General features: G+C 46.0%; 19 protein-coding genes and 1 tRNA gene. 17 read left to right on the top strand and 3 right to left on the bottom strand.

Annotated features, from left to right (window positions below; genetic code table 11):
• The first annotated feature begins 1 nt into the window (after position 1).
• From ACMXYU_RS16080 to ACMXYU_RS16045, 8 genes are all read left to right on the top strand, one after another.
• The gene (locus ACMXYU_RS16080) at positions 2 to 1,282 is read left to right on the top strand and encodes a UbiH/UbiF/VisC/COQ6 family ubiquinone biosynthesis hydroxylase (RefSeq protein WP_415899454.1); all 1,281 of its coding nucleotides are present in this window, start codon (positions 2 to 4) and stop codon (positions 1,280 to 1,282) included.
• A 213-nt stretch (positions 1,283 to 1,495) separates the two neighbouring features.
• Complete coding sequence (gcvT, locus tag ACMXYU_RS16075; protein ID WP_415899453.1) at positions 1,496 to 2,608, top strand: glycine cleavage system aminomethyltransferase GcvT; 1,113 nt, start codon at positions 1,496 to 1,498, stop codon at positions 2,606 to 2,608.
• Between the two features lie 41 nt (positions 2,609 to 2,649).
• On the top strand, positions 2,650 to 3,042 hold the full coding sequence (gcvH, locus tag ACMXYU_RS16070; protein WP_415886154.1) for a glycine cleavage system protein GcvH: 393 nt from the start codon (positions 2,650 to 2,652) through the stop codon (positions 3,040 to 3,042).
• An 83-nt stretch (positions 3,043 to 3,125) separates the two neighbouring features.
• The gene (locus tag ACMXYU_RS16065; RefSeq protein WP_415899452.1) at positions 3,126 to 4,322 is read left to right on the top strand and encodes a class I SAM-dependent rRNA methyltransferase; all 1,197 of its coding nucleotides are present in this window, start codon (positions 3,126 to 3,128) and stop codon (positions 4,320 to 4,322) included.
• Between the two features lie 32 nt (positions 4,323 to 4,354).
• The gene (locus ACMXYU_RS16060; protein WP_415899451.1) at positions 4,355 to 5,392 is read left to right on the top strand and encodes an NADP(H)-dependent aldo-keto reductase; all 1,038 of its coding nucleotides are present in this window, start codon (positions 4,355 to 4,357) and stop codon (positions 5,390 to 5,392) included.
• 117 nt (positions 5,393 to 5,509) lie between these two features.
• Positions 5,510 to 5,917, top strand: a complete 408-nt coding sequence (locus tag ACMXYU_RS16055; protein ID WP_415892772.1) for a CBS domain-containing protein — start codon at positions 5,510 to 5,512, stop codon at positions 5,915 to 5,917.
• Positions 5,918 to 6,093: 176 nt separating this feature from the next.
• On the top strand, positions 6,094 to 6,999 hold the full coding sequence (ppk2, locus tag ACMXYU_RS16050) for a polyphosphate kinase 2 (RefSeq protein WP_415892771.1): 906 nt from the start codon (positions 6,094 to 6,096) through the stop codon (positions 6,997 to 6,999).
• 18 nt (positions 7,000 to 7,017) lie between these two features.
• Positions 7,018 to 7,242: a phosphatase gene (locus ACMXYU_RS16045; RefSeq protein WP_415899450.1), complete on the top strand. Its 225-nt coding sequence runs from the start codon at positions 7,018 to 7,020 to the stop codon at positions 7,240 to 7,242.
• Positions 7,243 to 7,306: 64 nt separating this feature from the next.
• Here the strand turns inward: ACMXYU_RS16045 and ACMXYU_RS16040 are convergent, their stop codons facing one another.
• A complete protein-coding gene (locus ACMXYU_RS16040; protein ID WP_415899449.1) occupies positions 7,307 to 7,960 on the bottom strand; it encodes an HAD family hydrolase in 654 nt (217 codons plus the stop codon).
• Between the two features lie 136 nt (positions 7,961 to 8,096).
• Between ACMXYU_RS16040 and ACMXYU_RS16035 the strand changes: the two genes are divergently transcribed.
• Both ACMXYU_RS16035 and ptsP read left to right on the top strand, forming a co-directional pair.
• A complete protein-coding gene (locus tag ACMXYU_RS16035) occupies positions 8,097 to 8,588 on the top strand; it encodes an RNA pyrophosphohydrolase (RefSeq protein WP_415882757.1) in 492 nt (163 codons plus the stop codon).
• 15 nt (positions 8,589 to 8,603) lie between these two features.
• Entirely contained in the window at positions 8,604 to 10,877 is a 2,274-nt protein-coding gene (gene ptsP / locus ACMXYU_RS16030; protein ID WP_415899448.1) for a phosphoenolpyruvate--protein phosphotransferase, read from the top strand.
• A gap of 20 nt (positions 10,878 to 10,897) precedes the next feature.
• On the opposite strand, the gene ACMXYU_RS16025 is transcribed toward ptsP, so the two are convergent.
• Positions 10,898 to 11,668: an NRDE family protein gene (locus tag ACMXYU_RS16025; protein WP_415899447.1), complete on the bottom strand. Its 771-nt coding sequence runs from the start codon at positions 11,666 to 11,668 to the stop codon at positions 10,898 to 10,900.
• 84 nt (positions 11,669 to 11,752) lie between these two features.
• Here ACMXYU_RS16025 and ACMXYU_RS16020 point away from each other — a divergent pair, with 84 nt between their 5' ends.
• The gene (locus ACMXYU_RS16020; RefSeq protein WP_415899446.1) at positions 11,753 to 12,553 is read left to right on the top strand and encodes a sulfite exporter TauE/SafE family protein; all 801 of its coding nucleotides are present in this window, start codon (positions 11,753 to 11,755) and stop codon (positions 12,551 to 12,553) included.
• Between the two features lie 10 nt (positions 12,554 to 12,563).
• Positions 12,564 to 13,340 carry a prolipoprotein diacylglyceryl transferase gene (gene lgt, locus ACMXYU_RS16015; RefSeq protein WP_415899445.1) on the top strand — a complete coding sequence of 259 codons (777 nt, stop codon included), beginning with the start codon at positions 12,564 to 12,566 and terminating at the stop codon, positions 13,338 to 13,340.
• A 50-nt stretch (positions 13,341 to 13,390) separates the two neighbouring features.
• Here the strand turns inward: lgt and ACMXYU_RS16010 are convergent, their stop codons facing one another.
• A complete protein-coding gene (locus ACMXYU_RS16010; protein ID WP_415897122.1) occupies positions 13,391 to 14,242 on the bottom strand; it encodes a thymidylate synthase in 852 nt (283 codons plus the stop codon).
• Between the two features lie 122 nt (positions 14,243 to 14,364).
• On the opposite strand from ACMXYU_RS16010, the gene folA reads away from it, so the two are divergent.
• The 5 genes from folA to ACMXYU_RS15985 all read left to right on the top strand — a co-directional run bounded on the left by folA (position 14,365) and on the right by ACMXYU_RS15985 (position 17,334).
• Positions 14,365 to 14,868 (top strand): type 3 dihydrofolate reductase, encoded by a 504-nt coding sequence (folA, locus tag ACMXYU_RS16005; RefSeq protein WP_415899444.1) that lies wholly within the window; start codon positions 14,365 to 14,367, stop codon positions 14,866 to 14,868.
• Between the two features lie 15 nt (positions 14,869 to 14,883).
• Positions 14,884 to 15,858, top strand: coding sequence for a bifunctional biotin--[acetyl-CoA-carboxylase] ligase/biotin operon repressor BirA (gene birA, locus ACMXYU_RS16000; RefSeq protein WP_415899443.1), 975 nt, complete (start codon positions 14,884 to 14,886; stop codon positions 15,856 to 15,858).
• Positions 15,855 to 16,568, top strand: coding sequence for a type III pantothenate kinase (locus tag ACMXYU_RS15995; RefSeq protein ID WP_415899442.1), 714 nt, complete (start codon positions 15,855 to 15,857; stop codon positions 16,566 to 16,568). The genes birA and ACMXYU_RS15995 overlap by 4 nt, the downstream gene beginning before the upstream one ends.
• 2 nt (positions 16,569 to 16,570) lie before the next feature.
• Entirely contained in the window at positions 16,571 to 17,224 is a 654-nt protein-coding gene (locus ACMXYU_RS15990) for a hypothetical protein (RefSeq protein ID WP_415899441.1), read from the top strand.
• 34 nt (positions 17,225 to 17,258) lie between these two features.
• Positions 17,259 to 17,334, top strand: a tRNA-Thr gene (locus ACMXYU_RS15985).
• Positions 17,335 to 17,358 lie beyond the last annotated feature (24 nt).

The following is a 17,358-nucleotide window of genomic DNA, read 5'->3' as shown; positions in this document are numbered from 1 at the left end:
CATGCCAGAAAATACACAGGCACAAGTGCTTAATTCAGATGTAGTGATTGTTGGAGCCGGCATGGTGGGAGTTACCCTTGCTGCGGCTTTGGCGGATGCCGATATTAAAGTAACGCTTTTAGAGCAGCGTGAAGGCGATATCAGTGGTTTCTCTGAGTTTGTTAAAGGCGCTCAAACTAAGGGCTATGACCCTCGTGTCAGTGCGCTCACCTGTGCCTCACAGCAGATCTTAACCTCTGTAGGTGCTTGGAAGTATATGCGGGATTATCGTCTAAGCCCCTACACCGAGATGGATGTTTGGGATGGCGAAGGGACTGGGCATATTCATTTCTCAGCACGAGAGTTACATGAACCCGCTTTAGGCCATATTGTAGAAAACCGTGTGACACTGGCGGGTTTGTATCAGGTTCTTTTAGAAACACCTTCAGTAGAACTGATTACCGGCGTGACAGTGACGGAGCTCTCTCCCCAGTCTGATCATGGTCGTGCGGTGAAATTGAGTGATGGTCGTATCATTCAAGCGGGTCTAGTGGTTGCTGCGGATGGCGCGTTATCTAAAACGCGTCAACATGCTGGTCTACCGATGGTGGAATGGGACTATGGTCACCATGCCATTGTGACCACAGTTAAAACCGAACAGCCTCACCAAGCGACCGCTTGGCAGCGTTTTACCGAAGATGGACCGCTAGCATTGTTACCTCTGAGTAACGAAGAGGGCGATTACTACTGCTCGATTGTTTGGTCGACATCGCCAGAACATGCCAATGAATTGATGGCATTGCCAGATGACGCGTTTTGCCAGCAATTAGGCCGCGCATTTGAGAACCGTTTAGGCGACATAGAATGGTGCGATCAACGCAGCGTTTTTCCTTTACGTCAGCGTCATGCTCAGCATTATATCCAGCCGGGCTTTGCTGCGATTGGGGATGCGGCACATACCATCCATCCTCTGGCAGGTCAGGGTGTGAATTTAGGTTTACTGGATGCAGCTCAATTAGCTGAAACGTTGATGGAAGCTTCGCGTCGAGGTGAGCCTTTAGGCGCTCAATCTGTGTTACGCAGATTCCAGCGCGAACGCCGCAATGACAATATCCAGATGTCTTTAGCTATGGAAAGTTTCAAGCGTTTATTTAATACCAGACAGCCTTTAGCTTGCTTAGCGCGCAATATGGGTATGAACTTATTGGATAAACTGTCACCTGTTAAAAACCATATTGTGATGGATGCGATGGGATTATCTGGCCGTTTGCCACAATTGGCGCAGAGAAACATTCAAGAATAATTGGCTTGGATAATCTGATCCGACCATAGTCGCAACCCTAGTTTGTCGTTCAAAGATTGAACTGTGAAGAGAATCCCTATAAATTGTCTTCCCTTTTTTTGTTTTTCAGGTCAATTGATTCGCTCTTGAGCTGAAAAGCAGTTGTTAAAGCCTAGCAAGACCTGTTTATGACGATAACAAGGCCTAAGCTAGCCCCTGATAAGAGTTAATAATATGGGTAGCAAAACTGCATTGTACGAAAAGCACCAAGAGATGGGTGCTAAGCTAGTCGACTTCGGTGGTTGGGATATGCCAATCCACTATGGTTCTCAGGTAGATGAGCATCACAAGGTTCGACAAGCTGCTGGTATGTTTGATGTCTCCCACATGACGGTTGTAGACGTTACCGGCACAGACGCTAAAGAGTATTTACGTTACCTGCTAGCAAACGATGTTGCTAAGTTGCAGGAAAAAGGTAAGGCGATGTACAGCGGCATGCTGAATGAAGATGCTGGTGTAATTGATGATCTTATTGTCTACCTAATGACAGAGCCAGGTGTTGCTGGTGAGTGGTTCCGTGTCGTTGTGAACTGTGCAACACGCGAAAAAGATTTACGTTGGATGTCTGACCAGACAGCTAGCTTTGATGACGTTGCCCTAACAGAGCAGCCAGAATTGGCGATGGTGGCCGTGCAAGGCCCAGACGCATTAGCGTTGGCTAAAGAAGCTGTAACTGAGTCTCGCGCTAATTTGATCGATCAGTTAAGTGTTTTCCAAGGTTTAGAGTCAGAAGGCTGGTTTATTGCGAGAACTGGCTATACTGGTGAAGACGGTTTAGAAGTGATGCTGCCTGAAGATGAGGTAGCAGATTTCTGGCAGGCGCTCGCGGATGCTGGCGTTGCTCCGTGTGGACTAGGCGCGCGCGACACTTTGCGTTTAGAAGCGGGTATGAACCTATATGGCGCGGATATGGATGAAACCATTTCCCCACTTGCAGCTAATATGGGTTGGACGATCGCTTGGGAACCGCAAGAGCGTGTATTTATCGGCCGTGAAGCACTACAACAGCAGCGCGATGCAGGTGTAAGCCATAAGCTTGTAGGTCTAGTGATGGAAGCGCGTGGTGTATTGCGTGCACATCAGAAGGTTGTAGTAGACGGCATTGGCGAAGGCGAGATTACCAGTGGTACATTCTCCCCAACGCTAGGTTGTTCGATCGCTATGGCGCGTGTGCCAGTGGGCACAACGGATACAGCTGAAGTGGATCTGCGTGGTAAAGGCAAGTTGGTGTCTGTACGTGTAATTCGTCCTTCTTTTGTCCGTAACGGCAAAAAAGTTTTTGACTAAGAATTCGATTTAAACAGGACCCATAGGGGTAGGAAATAAACATGAGTAACATTCCATCTGAACTGAAATACGTTGCTAGTCACGAGTGGATCCGCGTTGAAGGTGATGGCACCGTTGTCATTGGTGTAACAGATCACGCGCAAGACCTTTTGGGTGACGTAGTTTTCGTTGAGCTGCCAGAAGTCGGTGCTGAAGTAGAATCAGGTGATGAAACAGGTGTTGTTGAGTCTGTTAAAGCTGCATCTGATGTATACGCGCCGCTAAGTGGTGAAGTTGTAGCCGTTAACGAAGATCTGGAAGACTCTCCAGAGCTAGTTAACTCTGATCCATACGGTGATGGTTGGTTCTTCAAATTGAAGCTAAGCGACGCTGAAGAGTTGAACGAACTACTAAGCGCAGAAGCTTACAACGATCTGTGCGAATCTGAAGCTTAAGTCAGATTTAGGGCCTCGGCCTGAGAAATAAATACCTTGTCCCGGCTATATGCCGGGACAGTTGTCTGTAAAACAGGAAAAACATGTCACTGCAAACTCTAAAACTAAACAGTGGGGCTGAACGCAGGCTGCGTGGTGGTCACCTTTGGATCTACAGTAACGAGGTGGATAACCGTGCGACGCCGCTGAAGAGCTTTGAGCCGGGTCAGCAGGTTATTGTCGAAACTGACAAAGGCAAACCTTTAGGCGTTGCTTATGTAAACCCAAATACGTTGATTTGCGGTCGAATTGTCAGTCGTGATCTTAAATACACTTTGGATCGTTCCTTAATCATTCACCGTCTAAAAGTGGCGCTATCACTGCGTGAAAGCTGCTTTACTGATGATTGTTATCGTTTGGTGTTTGGTGACAGTGATGCTCTACCTGGTCTAGTGATTGATCGTTTCTACGATGTGTTTGTTGTACAGATCTCTACAGCTGGCATGGAAGCGGTGCTAGATGACATTATCGACGCATTGAACAAGGTGTTCACGCCGAAAGCTATTTTGCTGCGTAACGACGGCAAAATGCGTGATATGGAAGGCTTGGAAACCTACACAGAGATTATCCAGGGTGATATCCCTGAACTGTGTCCGTTGATGGAAAACTCTGTGCCACTGCTAGCACCACTGCAGAAAGGCCAGAAAACTGGTTGGTTCTACGATCACCGTAATAACCGCGCACAGATGCAAAAGCATGTTGAAGGTAAGCGGGTACTGGATCTGTTTAGTTACGTAGGTGGCTGGGGCGCGCAAGCTTTGGCTGCTGGTGCTGATCAGGCGATCTGTGTTGATGCTTCCCACTTTGCTCTAGAAGTGGCAGCTGAGAACGCGCGTATCAACAATGCGTCTGATCGTTTCGAAGGCTTCCACGGCGATGCCTTTGATATCTGTAAGTCTCTGATTGCAGATAAAGAAAAATTTGATGTGGTTGTGTTGGATCCGCCTGCGTTTATCCAGAAGAAAAAGGATATTCGTAATGGTGAGCGTGCATACTCCCGTATGAATAACTTCGCGATGCGTCTGCTTAAGAAAGACGGAATCTTGGTGTCTGCGTCATGCTCTATGCATCTTCAGCGTGATCGCTTGATCGATATTATTCGTAGTAATAGCCGCGAATTGGATCGTAATGCTCAGGTCTTTGATCAGGGGCATCAGGGTGCAGACCACCCGGTACATCCGGCGATTCCAGAAACGGATTACCTTAAATCATTCTTTGTCAGAGTTTTGCCATCGTCTTAATCTGACATCTGTTCCCAGATAGGAGCTTTACCATGCAATATCGTCAGCTAGGTAATACTGACCTCAATGTGAGTCTAATCTGTCTGGGAACCATGACCTTCGGGCGTCAAAATACTGAGGTCGAAGCGTTTGAGCAGCTGGATTATGCTTGGGCACAAGGTGTCAATTTTCTTGATGCTGCTGAGATGTATCCAGTGCCTGTTGATGAGCGCTATCAGGGGCTGACCGAGACCTATATCGGCAATTGGATGAAGCAGCGGAATAACCGCGATAAGGTGATTGTTGCAACAAAGGTTGCGGGGCCCGGTGATTTTGTCAGCTTTATCCGCCCTGAAATGCATTTTGATCGCAAAAACATTCGTGAAGCGATCCAAGGCAGTTTAAAGCGCCTCCAAACCGATTATATTGACCTCTACCAACTCCACTGGCCAGATCGCACCACTAATTTTTTTGGTAAGTTAGGCTACCAGCATGCTCCAGAAAACGATGGGGCAGCAATTTTGGAAACCCTAAACATTTTAAAAGAGCTGGTGGATGAAGGCTTGATTAGATATGTGGGCTTATCCAATGAAACGGCATGGGGAACCATGAAGTTTCTCGCTTATGCTGAGCAATTAGGCCTGCCACGAGTTGTTTCCGTACAGAATCCTTACAACTTGTTAAACCGCTCCTCCGAGGTCGGTTTAACCGAGGTTTTGATGCGTGAGCAGGTGTCTCTACTGCCGTATTCACCAATGGCATTTGGTACCTTGAGTGGCAAGTACCTTAATGGCGCTCAGCCTGAGAAAGGCCGTTTAACCCTGTTTCCTGATTACACTCGATATCTGAATGAACAAGGTATAAAAGCGACTGAAGAGTATGTATCGCTAGCGCGAGCGCATAATTTGGATCCAGCTCAGATGGCGTTGGCTTTTGTTAATAGTCGTGATTTTGTTGCCAGTAATATTATTGGCGCAACGACCATGGGGCAGCTGACAGCGAATATAGACTCGGTAAACCTTAACCTTGATGAAGGTTTACTGGCGGAGATTGAAGCGATTCATGTCCGCTATCCGAATCCATGCCCATAGCTTTGGCGAATTGATCAAAAAGGGGAGCTTTAACAGCTCCCTTTTTTGTTGTGAATTTGTCATTTTCGAGTTCTTTGCCAGACTGTAATCAGCAAGATAAAACAGGTGGGTAGGGTTATGTTACAAGTAAAAGATGCAATGTTTCCTGTGAATAAGCCGCTAAGTGCAGATATGCCCCTAGTTGAGGCGGTTTCTCATATTCTAGATTCTGGGTATTTAGGCTTACCGGTTGTGGATAAGAACTTGAAGGTGGTTGGCTTTTTATCAGAGTTTGATTGTTTGCCCTATTTGGTTACCGACAGCTATCACTGTGATAGCCATGAAATTGTTGGTGATATTATGCGTACCGATCCACTTACGGTTGCACCGGGATTGAGTATTGTCGATTTGGCTCAGCAGATGGGTTTGGATAAACCAAAAGTGTATGCAGTGGTTGAGCAGAATAAGCTTGTGGGTATCATCACGCGAAGCATGTTGATGCATGAGCTAAATGAGTCTTTGAAGCACTGTAAAGTGGTGGCTTAAAGGCTGTTATTCCGTGAAGGTTTAACCGCAAAGGACGAGGGATCATACCGAAGAATAATTATAGAGAGAAAGTTAATTTTTAAAATAATAATGGTTGTTTGACCTATATCAGAAACTCCTGATGTAGTAGGCGCATAATCAGTAATACTGATTAACCGAACTAGAGAGGTAAGCCTATGAACCAGGAGTTACAGACCCCAGACGTTGATGTTCAAACTGCAGATGTGACCTTGCCACCGCAAGAAGAAATCTGCCCTACTGTACTGCTGGATCAGGAAGTTACTGATCTGTTTGAGTCCAGCGAATACCCTTACGATACAAAGATCTCCCGCAAAGAATACGAAAAGCGCAAAAAAGAGCTGCAGATAGAACTATTGAAGATGCAGAACTGGGTGCGCGAGACCGGGCAGCGTGTTGTTATCCTCTTTGAAGGGCGTGACGCCGCCGGTAAAGGTGGAACCATCAAACGTATTATGGAGCACCTCAATCCTCGTGGTGCCCGTGTTGTGGCTTTGGAAAAGCCGACCGAGCAAGAGAAAGGACAGTGGTATTTCCAGCGTTACATCAATCATCTTCCTACGGCTGGTGAGATAGTGCTGTTTGACCGTTCTTGGTACAACCGTGCTGGTGTTGAGAAGGTGATGAACTTCTGTTCGCCATCTGAGTATTTAGAGTTTATGCGTCAGACACCTGATCTGGAACGTATGCTGGCGCGAAGTGGCATCAAACTGTTTAAGTTCTGGTTCTCGGTAAGCCGTGACGAGCAGTTCCGACGTTTTCAGGCTCGTCGTGTAGATCCGTTGAAGCAATGGAAACTTTCTCCAATCGATTTGGCCTCTTTAGATAAGTGGGATTCATATACAGAAGCCAAAGAATCGATGTTTTTCTATACCGACACAGCAGATGCGCCTTGGACTGTGATTAAGTCTGACGATAAGAAGCGCGCAAGACTTAATGCAATGCGCCATCTACTTAGTCGTATGCCTTATCCGAATAAAAGTGAAGAGATTGATCTTCAGCCGGATCCGCAAATCGTCAGCAATGCCCAAGGGCAAATTGATCGTCACCCAGTGCATAAGTAAGAGTTAAGGAGTAAAACGATGACAATGAAACAAACTGCACATGCTCAACATGTTGTCTCGTCTTTTAAGGAGAGATTACCAACAGCAATGTGTAACGATATTGGTGAAGAGCATTTTGATGAGTTAGCACTGTTGATTGAGTCAGCGATCAGTGCGGCTGTTTTGGCAGAGATGGAAAAAGCGGCCGATAAGATTGATAAGTTAGCTCACGATGTTCGTCATTTTGCAGAACATTTTGATTGAGTTTTAACAGAAATAAAAAAGAGAGGCTATTGCCTCTCTTTTTTGTGCGGATGTTTACACCTGATCAACGTAGATCAAGCACAGGCCAAAGGTTGGCGTTGGCATGATCTTCCAGCGTTTCATCTGGGTTTACTGCGACTGGATGAGTTACTTTCTCCAGCAACGGTAAGTCATTGTGGGAATCACTATAGAAATAACTGCCTTCTAAATTGAAGTCATTATGTTTTAACCACTCATTCAGGCGCGTTACTTTGCCATCTTGGAAGCAAGGTATACCCGCAACTTTACCGGTATATTCACCATCCACTTCTTCTGGGTCTGTTGCAATAATATCGTCTACACCAAGCTTGTCTGCGATAGGGCCTGTTACAAAGCGGTTAGTCGCTGTGATAATAAGCAAGTAATCACCTTGTTCGCGGTGGTTCTGCAGAAGCTCAGCCGCTTTAGGCAGCATAATTGGAATAATTTTAGATTCCATAAACTCTAAATGCAGCTTATCTAGCTCTGCACGTTTCATCTGCGCCAAAGGTTTTAGAGCAAAGGCAAGAAATTCAAAAATATCTAATCCGCCATTTTTATATTGCTCGTAAAAGTAGTCGTTTGCGCGACTATACTCATCGCTATCTACAATCCCTTTTTCGCACAAAAATTCGCCCCATGCGTGATCACTGTCACCGGCAAGAAGAGTATTGTCCAGATCAAAAATTGCTAAGCTCAAAAGAGGTTCCTCAACGAATAAGATAGTGTCGCAAGGATAGGGAGGATATGCTTTGAATGCAATTGTCTGAAAAGGGATTTGCTGAGTATCAAAGAATTATGGAACAATAGCTGAAAAATAATTAGGAATAACTAAAGTGATTGATTCAGATGGGTTCAGGCCGAATGTCGGTATCATTCTGGCTAACTCGCTGGGTCAGGTCCTTTGGGCAAGACGAATTGGCCAAGATGCTTGGCAGTTTCCGCAGGGGGGGATTAATGAGGATGAAACCCCTGAAGAAGCAATGTATCGCGAATTAAGAGAAGAGATTGGACTTGCTGCAGAAGATGTAGAGATTGTTGCAGTAACCCGAGGTTGGTTGAGATACCGATTGCCCAAACGAATGATCCGGCGCAATTCGCATCCGGTATGTGTTGGCCAGAAGCAAAAATGGTTCTTGCTACGGATGTTGAGCGCAGATAGCGCGGTAAAAATTGATCACACTGAATCGCCAGAGTTTGATGGTTGGCGTTGGGTGAGCTATTGGTATCCGCTAGGACAGGTTGTGTCATTTAAACGAGAGGTGTATCGCAAGGCAATGCGAGAATTATCACCTAAACTATCGAGATTTAATGCCATAAATACCTAGAAGGAGAGACACTGAATGCTGGATGTGTTGAAGAAGATTGTACAGGAAGTCAGTATCGCGCCAGATTTGGACTCGGTACTGAATCTGATTGTGCGTCGCATCCAGCGTGCTATGTCCACAGAGGTTTGTTCTGTTTATCTATTTGATCCCGAGGATCAATGTTATGTTTTGATGGCGACCGAGGGTCTAAATCAAGAAGCGGTAGGTAGTGTTCGCTTATCTGCCGAAGAAGGCTTGGTTGGTATGGTGGTGGATCGTGCCGAACCAATCAACCTTGAAAACGCCTCTGAACATCCCGCCTACAAATATGTTGAGTCCACTGGTGAAGAGCGTTTTAACTCTTTCCTCGGTGTGCCGATTATCCATCACCGCGGTGTTTTAGGGGTCTTAGTTGTTCAGCAAAAAGCGCAGCGCCGTTTTGATGAGAGCGAAGAAGCTTTTCTGGTTACATTATCTGCGCAACTAGCAGGTGCGATTGCTCATGCTGAAGCCACAGGCTCTTTAGGTGCGATGGGTGAAGAGCCTAGTAGCGAGATTGTTAACTTACGCTTTGAAGGTGTACCGGGTTCTGCTGGCGTAGCTATTGGTTCGGCTACGGTTGTTGCGCCTCCTGCAGATCTGAATTCAGTTCCGGATAAAGTTGCCAAAGATGTAGAGCAGGAAATTGCGAACTTTGAAGCTGCGTTAAAGCTTGTTCGACGGGATATCAAAGTAGTTGGGCGCAGTTTAGCCCAGCGTTTACGTTCTGAAGAGCAGGCGCTGTTCGATGTTTATCTTCGAATGTTGGATGACAATGCCTTGGCTGGCGAAGTTGTAGCGAGAATTCGCCAAGGTAACTGGGCGCAAGGTGCACTGCGTGAAGTTGTCATGGAGCATGTGCGTCAGTTCTCTATGATGGATGATCCCTATCTGCGTGAACGTGCGACGGATATCAAAGATTTAGGTCGTCGAGTGCTCGCCTATCTGCAAGAAGATGCGCCTGCAGTACTCGAATTTACCGATGAAACAATACTAGTTGCTGATGAACTAACCCCGGCGATGCTTGGAGAAGTGCCGAGCGAGAAGTTGGTCGGTTTAGTTTCTGTGCATGGTTCTAGTAACTCACATGCTGCGATCCTTGCTCGTTCCATGGGCATTCCTACCATTATGGGCGCGGTTGATCTGCCTCTAACGCGTATTGATGGTCGAGAGCTGATTCTTGATGGTTATTCAGGTCGAATTTACGTACAGCCGGGAGAGGATCTTCTAACGGCATACAGAGATATCTTGCGTGGTGAGCAGGAGCAAGCAGCCGAACTTGAAGCGATCAAGGACCTGCCTGCGGAAACGACAGATGGTTTCCGAATGCCGTTATGGGTAAATACAGGTTTGATCGCCGATGTAGCGCGTTCACTTGATCGCGGAGCAGAAGGTATCGGACTGTATCGAACCGAAGTGCCTTTCATGATCCGAGAGTTCTTCCCGAGTGAGCAAGACCAAGCGCAGACTTATCGCAAGCAGCTTGAAGCATTCCATCCTCGTCCTGTGACAATGCGCACCTTGGATATCGGTGGAGATAAGTCACTACCTTACTTCCCAATTGAAGAGGAAAACCCATTCTTGGGATGGCGTGGTATCCGAGTGACGCTGGATCATCCTGAAATCTTCCTAGTGCAAGTACGCGCCATGCTTAAAGCGGGTGAAGGCTACGGTAATCTACGTATCATGTTGCCGATGGTGACCAGCGTCGGCGAAGTAGAAGAAGCAAGTCGTCAGATCGATCGTGCAGTTAAAGAGCTGCAAGATGAAGGGCATGATATAGAGCGTCCATTGGTGGGTGTGATGGTTGAGGTGCCGGCAGCTGTTTATCAGGTACGCCGATTTGCCCGTCGTGTCGATTTTATCTCGGTAGGTTCCAACGACCTTACTCAGTATCTGCTTGCCGTAGACCGAAATAACCCTCGTGTTGCTGATCTGTATGTTAGCTACCATCCCGCTGTTCTGAGAGCGCTTGTTTTCATTGCACGAGAGGCGCATAAAGAAAACGTTACAGTGTCTATCTGTGGTGAATTGGCGTCTGAGCCAGGTGGTGCTTTGCTGTTGATGGCAATGGGGTATGACGTGCTATCAATGAACGCGACCAATCTGCCTAAAGTAAAAGCCGCGATTCGCCAAGTGAGTAAGGAAGACGCGGGTCAACTCTTGAAAGATGTGATGGCGATGGATGATGCTGATCGCATTCAGAAATTCATCAATGAGCGCCTAACTGAATTGGGTATAGCGCTGCCCAAACAGCCGGTTGTTGTTTAGTCGATTTTTTCTGGAGATTACTACCCTAGGGCTGGCAAGGTAAGTTGATACTCACTTCTTTCTAATGGCCCATTATAGTCGTACCCTTGTTCGATAACTGTTGTACGGCCATCGAGTCCTTGTAGTAGAAGTGTTATAGCCCGAGTGCCGTACGTCTCTGACCGAATAAAACTAGAAGAGAGCAACCTTTCCCATTCAAAAGGTACGCCGGTGTCTGGCAGGATTTCGTCTGCGGCGCGTTGATCGTTAAGCATAATCTCAAATAAAACCTGCTCAGAAATAATCTCATTTTCGATTGTGTCTGATAGTGCCTGTTTTACTTGGGTAAGCTTTGGCCAAGGTGTGTCTAGAAGCGCATTACTCATTCCGTATACACCGGGTTGTAATTGCTGCGTTTGACCTCCGCGGTTAGAACAGTAGTACAGACCTGTTTTGTCCCCTGTAAGCAGATTAAAATCGCCGTATTGTGATTTTTCTTTCTCCAATTGCGCTAAATAGCTTTTCGCATCAGTAGAACCCGTTAAGAAATTGGCTGTAAGCTCACCGCGAGATTTTTTCGATTTGGTCATATTGTTGCCATCACGAAAATTGGTAACGGCTGAGAACTTTCCTTCCTTGTTGATGCCCAACCAAGTGCCCATCTGTTCTAGGTCTCTTCCGGCAAGCACATGAGACTGATCTGGCCAAAAATGCATTGTTTGGCTTGCTCTTTGATAAAACTCGTCGCGATTGGCGAGTAAAATCAGGGAGTATTTAGGGTGGGTCTTATATGCGAATGTTATTAAGCACATAGGTAATAGGCCATTAATTGGGTAATATAGCGATCGTTTTTATTGTAAGTGCAAATCGCACAAAGGCAGAGTAAAGGATAAAAGATGCTGATCACAATTCTTACCTACTTAATTCTAGGCGCAGCAGCAGGGGTTGTTGCAGGCTTATTTGGTATTGGTGGTGGTCTGTTGATCGTGCCGGTATTGGTCTTTTGCTTTGAATTACAGGGGATGGCGCCTAGTGTGCTAACCCATGCAGCGGTTGCTACCTCTTTAGCGACCATAGTAGTGACTTCGATCAGCTCTACGATGGCACATAACAGCAAAGGTGCAGTCCGCTGGGATATTTTTAAGCCTTTAACGGCCGGTATTCTGTTGGGTGCATTTCTCGGCGTTAAAACTGCGGGACAAATGACCGGTGAATGGCTGCAAATTGCGTTGGGTAGCTTTGCTATTTTGGTTTCGATCCAGATGGCGTTGAACCTAAAGCCTGATGCGGGTGAAAAATCGGCGAGTACCAAATCTTTTGTTATCTCAGGTGGTGTGATTGGTTGGCTCTCCAGTATTTTTGGTATTGGTGGTGGAACCCTGACCGTGCCTTATCTCACTTGGGGGCGAGTTCAGATGCAGCAAGCTGTTGCTACATCGGCTGCCTGTGGCCTTCCGATTGCAGTAATGGCGGCGCTAACCAATGTTTGGGAAGGTTGGGGTAATGCTGATATGCCTGATTGGAGTGCAGGTTACGTCTACCTACCTGCATTTGCGGGTATTGTTTTGACCAGTTCTTATTTTGCTAAGTTTGGTGCTAAATGGGCGCACAGCTTGCCTGGACCAGTTTTAAAACGGATTTTTGCAGTCTTTTTATTCTGTGTAGGACTGCGTTTCTTAATCAGTAACCTAGTTTAGGAGTAGCGCTGTGTGGGTTCATGATATCAACCCGATTGCATTAGATCTCGGGCCATTGCAGATTCATTGGTATGGCTTGATGTACTTGATCGGCTTTGCCGCAGCTTGGTGGTTAGGTGTAAGACGAGCGCGTTTGCCGGGTTCTGGCTGGACTGAAGAGCAGATATCCGATCTGATCTTCTGGGGCGCTATGGGCGTGGTTTTAGGTGGTCGAATGGGGTATGTCCTGTTCTATCATTTTGATCGATTCCTGCAAGATCCGCTGTGGTTGTTTGCTGTGTGGGAAGGTGGAATGTCTTTCCACGGAGGTTTGCTCGGTGTTACCGCAGCTATGTATCTGTTTGGCCGCAAACATGGTAAATCCCTATTTACTATGACGGACTTTGTGGCTCCTTTGGTGCCGATCGGTTTAGGTGCTGGCCGCATAGGTAACTTTATTGGTGGAGAACTGTGGGGGCGTGTTACCGATGGGCCTTGGGGTGTGGTATTTCCTCGCGGAGGTGATCTGCCTCGTCATCCTTCTCAGTTGTATGAATTTGCACTAGAAGGCCTCGTGCTATTCGTGGTGCTTTGGTGGTTCTCATCTAAACCGCGACCGAAAATGGCTGTTTCTGGATTATTCCTACTGCTCTATGGTTTGTTCCGATCTTTAGTAGAATTCGTGCGTGAACCGGACGCGCATCTTCAGTTTATCGCATTTGAGTGGCTAACCATGGGTCAGTTGCTTTCTTTGCCGATGATACTGCTGGGGATGTTGTTGGTTGGGCTCGCTTATAAGCGCGGATGAAATTGAGCTTAAAAAAGAGGCCAAATAGGCCTCTTTTTTTATTGTCTGATCTAAACCGAGAACGGATACTGAATCGGGTCGTGGTGCTGATAACCATCAACTTCAAAGTCATCAACGGTTACCCATGTTTCTAAATCTTCCAGCGTTTTGATATCAGGATTGATTTTAAAGGTCGGTAACGGTAACGGTTCACGTTTAAGCTGCACATCACGCATTAGCTCGACTTGGTCTTCATAAATATGGGCGTTTACGATCTTGTGATACGCCTTACCCGGTTTATGACCGGTGATCTGGGCTACGATCGCTAGCAAGAAGTACACCTGCACCATATTAAACGTCAGACCTAATGGCACATCGCAGCTTCGCTGAGTGCTGTTTAGGTAAAGTGTATCGCCTAGCAGTGAGAAATGATGGCTATACATGCAAGGTCGTAAGCAACCCATGTGGAATGCGCCCGGGTGATAGAAGGTATAGATCTCACCACGGTCATCAATACCGTTTGATAGGTTATCCACAATTTTGCGCAATAGGTCGATACTGCCGCCATCGGGTTTTGGGAAGTTTCTGCCTACTTTTCCGTAGATGAAACCGCAATCATCTTCACCCTTTCGATATGGATTAGCTAGCCACTCAGCATTGTCGTTGGCATTGGCATCCCATGTTTTGGTGCCAATCTTGCGAAAATCTGCTGCGTTATCATAACCGCGGAGATAACCTAACATCTCTGCAATCGCTGATTTGTAAAAGCACTTGCGCGTAGTCACCATAGGGAACAGCCCTTGGCCGACGTCATAAGTTAAATCAGCATTAATGACGGTAAGGCAGCGTTTGCCTGTGCGTTTGTTTTCTACCCAAACGCCTTCATCGATAATTCTTTGGCACAGATCTAGGTATTGTCTCATTGGTTTGTGCTTAACCCTGTGTTTAAATTCAGTGAGATTATGTTACCGAATGTTAAGTATTTTTGGTAAGAATATAAAATGATGCTTAATATCTTAGCGATATAAGTCGATTAGGAGTTTCGATGAACTTAGCAATTATTGTTGCACAAGCTAAAAATCGAGTGATTGGCGTTAACAATAAGCTGCCATGGCACTTACCTGAAGATCTACGTTACTTTAAACAAGTGACTATGGGTAAGCCGATTATCATGGGGCGAAATACCTATGAGTCTATAGGCCGTCCACTACCTGGGCGCACCAATATCGTTATCTCTAGACAGGAATCTTATGCGCCTCAAGGTGTCAAAGTTGTTTCTAGCCTAGAAGCGGCTATTGATATGGCTGAAAGTGTAGCAATGATCGATGGTGCATCCGAGGCGATGGTCATTGGTGGCGGTCAGATTTATGCGCAAGCGTTAGAGAAGGCTGATCGTTTATATCTGACAGAAGTTGATGCAGAAATAGAAGGGGATGCTTGGTTCCCTGAGTTTGCGCAAGAAAATTGGAAAGAAGTGGGTAGAGAAGATTTCTCTGCAGAAGGACCTAACCCATACAACTATAGCTTTATTGTTTTAGATAAAATTTAAAGAAGGCAAAGTAGTATGACGCTCCGTTCGTTGTTGTCTATTCTAGCTGATGGCAAATTCCACTCCGGTCGAGAATTGGGAGAGGAAATTGGAATCAGCCGTAGTGCGATCTGGAAACATATACGCCGTATCGAAGAAAGCGGTCTTGAAGTCTACAGTGTTAAAGGGCGAGGCTATCGTGTCCCGGGTGGTGTAGAGCTACTGGATTATGAGCAGATTAAATCTGCTTTACGCCCAGAGGTTGCAGAACTAATAAAATGTCCAGAGATTCCGTTAACCATCGCATCTACAAATGAGATGGCTATGAAGGAGTCTCAACAGGGAGATTGTCATGGGCGTTTGTTTGTTGCTGAGCAGCAGACAGAAGGTCGTGGTCGACGAGGTCGCAACTGGGTTAGCCCTTTTGCTCGCAATCTTTATTTCTCATTGGTATGGCGATTTGAGCAGGGTGCTGCAGCACTTGAGGGTTTGAGTCTGCTGATCGGTCTATCTCTTGTTAAAGCATTGGAAGTACTCTCGGTTGATGGGGTTGAGCTGAAATGGCCAAACGACTTACTTTATCAAGGCAAAAAGCTTGCAGGGATTTTGATTGAGTTAAATGGAGAGGCGTCAGGTCAATGCCAAGTGATTATTGGTGTTGGTATGAATGTGAATATGCCAAAGGAGCAGGCGGAAGATATCGATCAGCCTTGGACCGATCTTAAAACTATTGCTGGTACTGAAGTAAGCCGCAATCGACTATTGGCCGAAGTTATTAATCAGCTGGTAGTAAGGCTTGAAGAGTTTGAGCGTACGGGCTTTGCTGCATGGGTTGATGAATGGCAGTCCTATCATGCGATGCAGAATAAAGAGATCGCATTACAGGTTGGCGAGAAGGTAGTAGAGGGTATTTGTAACGGTATTGATACCTCCGGTGCACTGCTTCTACAGACGCCGTCTGGCGTGCAGGCTTTCCATGGCGGAGAAGTGAGTGTTCAGCGAAACTTATGATTCTTGAAATAGATGCTGGCAATACGTTTATAAAGTGGCGAGTGCTCGAACAGAATGGTGCTCGAGGTAAGCTGTTAACGCGAGAATTGAGCGAGCAGTCAATTCCGGATAGCTGGCTACAAAAATTTTCAAAAATCAGAGTGGCGTCAGTTGCAGGTAAAGAGATAAACCTGCAGCTGAAAGTAATATTTCAAGCGCTAGAGCAAGTCGAACCTTTATTTGCTAAAACAACAGCAGAGCAAGCTGGATTAAAAAATAGCTATGTTGATCCGCAACGGATGGGGGTTGATCGTTGGTTGGCTATGTTGGCTGCCTTTAAAAAGGCGGGGGGCGCTTGTTGTGTGGTTGATTGTGGAAGTGCAATTACAGTCGATCACGTTGATCATGAAGGCCAACATATAGGTGGTCATATCATTCCGGGCCTCAGGTTGATGCAAAAAGGCTTATTAGAAAACACTTCTGAAATTCTTGTCGATCATTCACTTAAGTCCTTTAATCCTCAGCCGGGTAAAGATACAAATTCAGCCGTATCTAACGGAATTGATTTTGCGTTTGTTGCTTTGGCGGAAAAAATTGTAAAGGAACTAAATATTGAGCATAACGCACTCTATATAACAGGCGGTGATGGCGAACTGTTCTATAAGATGGCAGGCTGCGGGCAGCTCGAGCATGATTTGGTTTTAGACGGTTTGGCTTGGGCGTTGTCTTAGTTATGTTTCGTTGGTTATTTCTCTTTCTTCTATTGGCCAATGCGGTATTACTGTTTTGGCATTCCATTCAGCTAGAGCCAGAGACTAATAAAACCTCTGAGGCGCGCCAGCAGCTGAATACGTTAAAGCTGGTTACTGAGATGGATCAGGGCGCTCTTGAAAAACTAAAGGCTGAGAAGTCTAGCCAGCAAGAGTGTTTGTGGTTTGCTGGTTTTGAAACCGATGTAAAAGCAGCTGCCGTGACGCAATTTATTGTCGGCTTGGGCGGTCAGGCAGAATATAAAGCGATAGAAGTAGCTGTTGCTAGCTATGTGGTAGTGATTTCCTTACCGGAAGATCTAAAGAAACGCTTGGCTTTAATGGATTATCTGGAAAATAAGGGGTTAAGTGAAGTTGGTGACGAATTACTGGACTTTGAATACAGCCTAGAAGGTTATAGTAATAAAGAATTGGCTGTAGAGCAGGTAAAGGTACTATCTTCGCTAGCAATTGATAGTCGTGTAGAAAAGCGCGAATCTACTGGAACTCGCTATGTTGTTGTAATGGATGCTTCAGTTGATCGAAATTTATCCAGTAAAATCAAAGAAATAGTCAAAGAAAACTATTATTTTATAAAAATTGAAAAAAAGTTGTGTAAAGGGGTTGCAAAGCCCTGATTCGGTGGTAACATACGCGCCACTTCATTGAGACGCCGGTATAGCTCAGTTGGTAGAGCAACTGACTTGTAATCAGTAGGTCCCGAGTTCGACTCTTGGTGCCGGCACCATCTCATAGGTCAGTGAAGTTTTGA

The sequence above is a fragment of the Neptuniibacter sp. QD48_11 genome (genome assembly GCF_047778095.1).
Taxonomy (GTDB): Bacteria; Pseudomonadota; Gammaproteobacteria; order Pseudomonadales; family Balneatricaceae; genus Neptuniibacter.
This window is presented reverse-complemented; position numbering and strand designations above follow the sequence as displayed.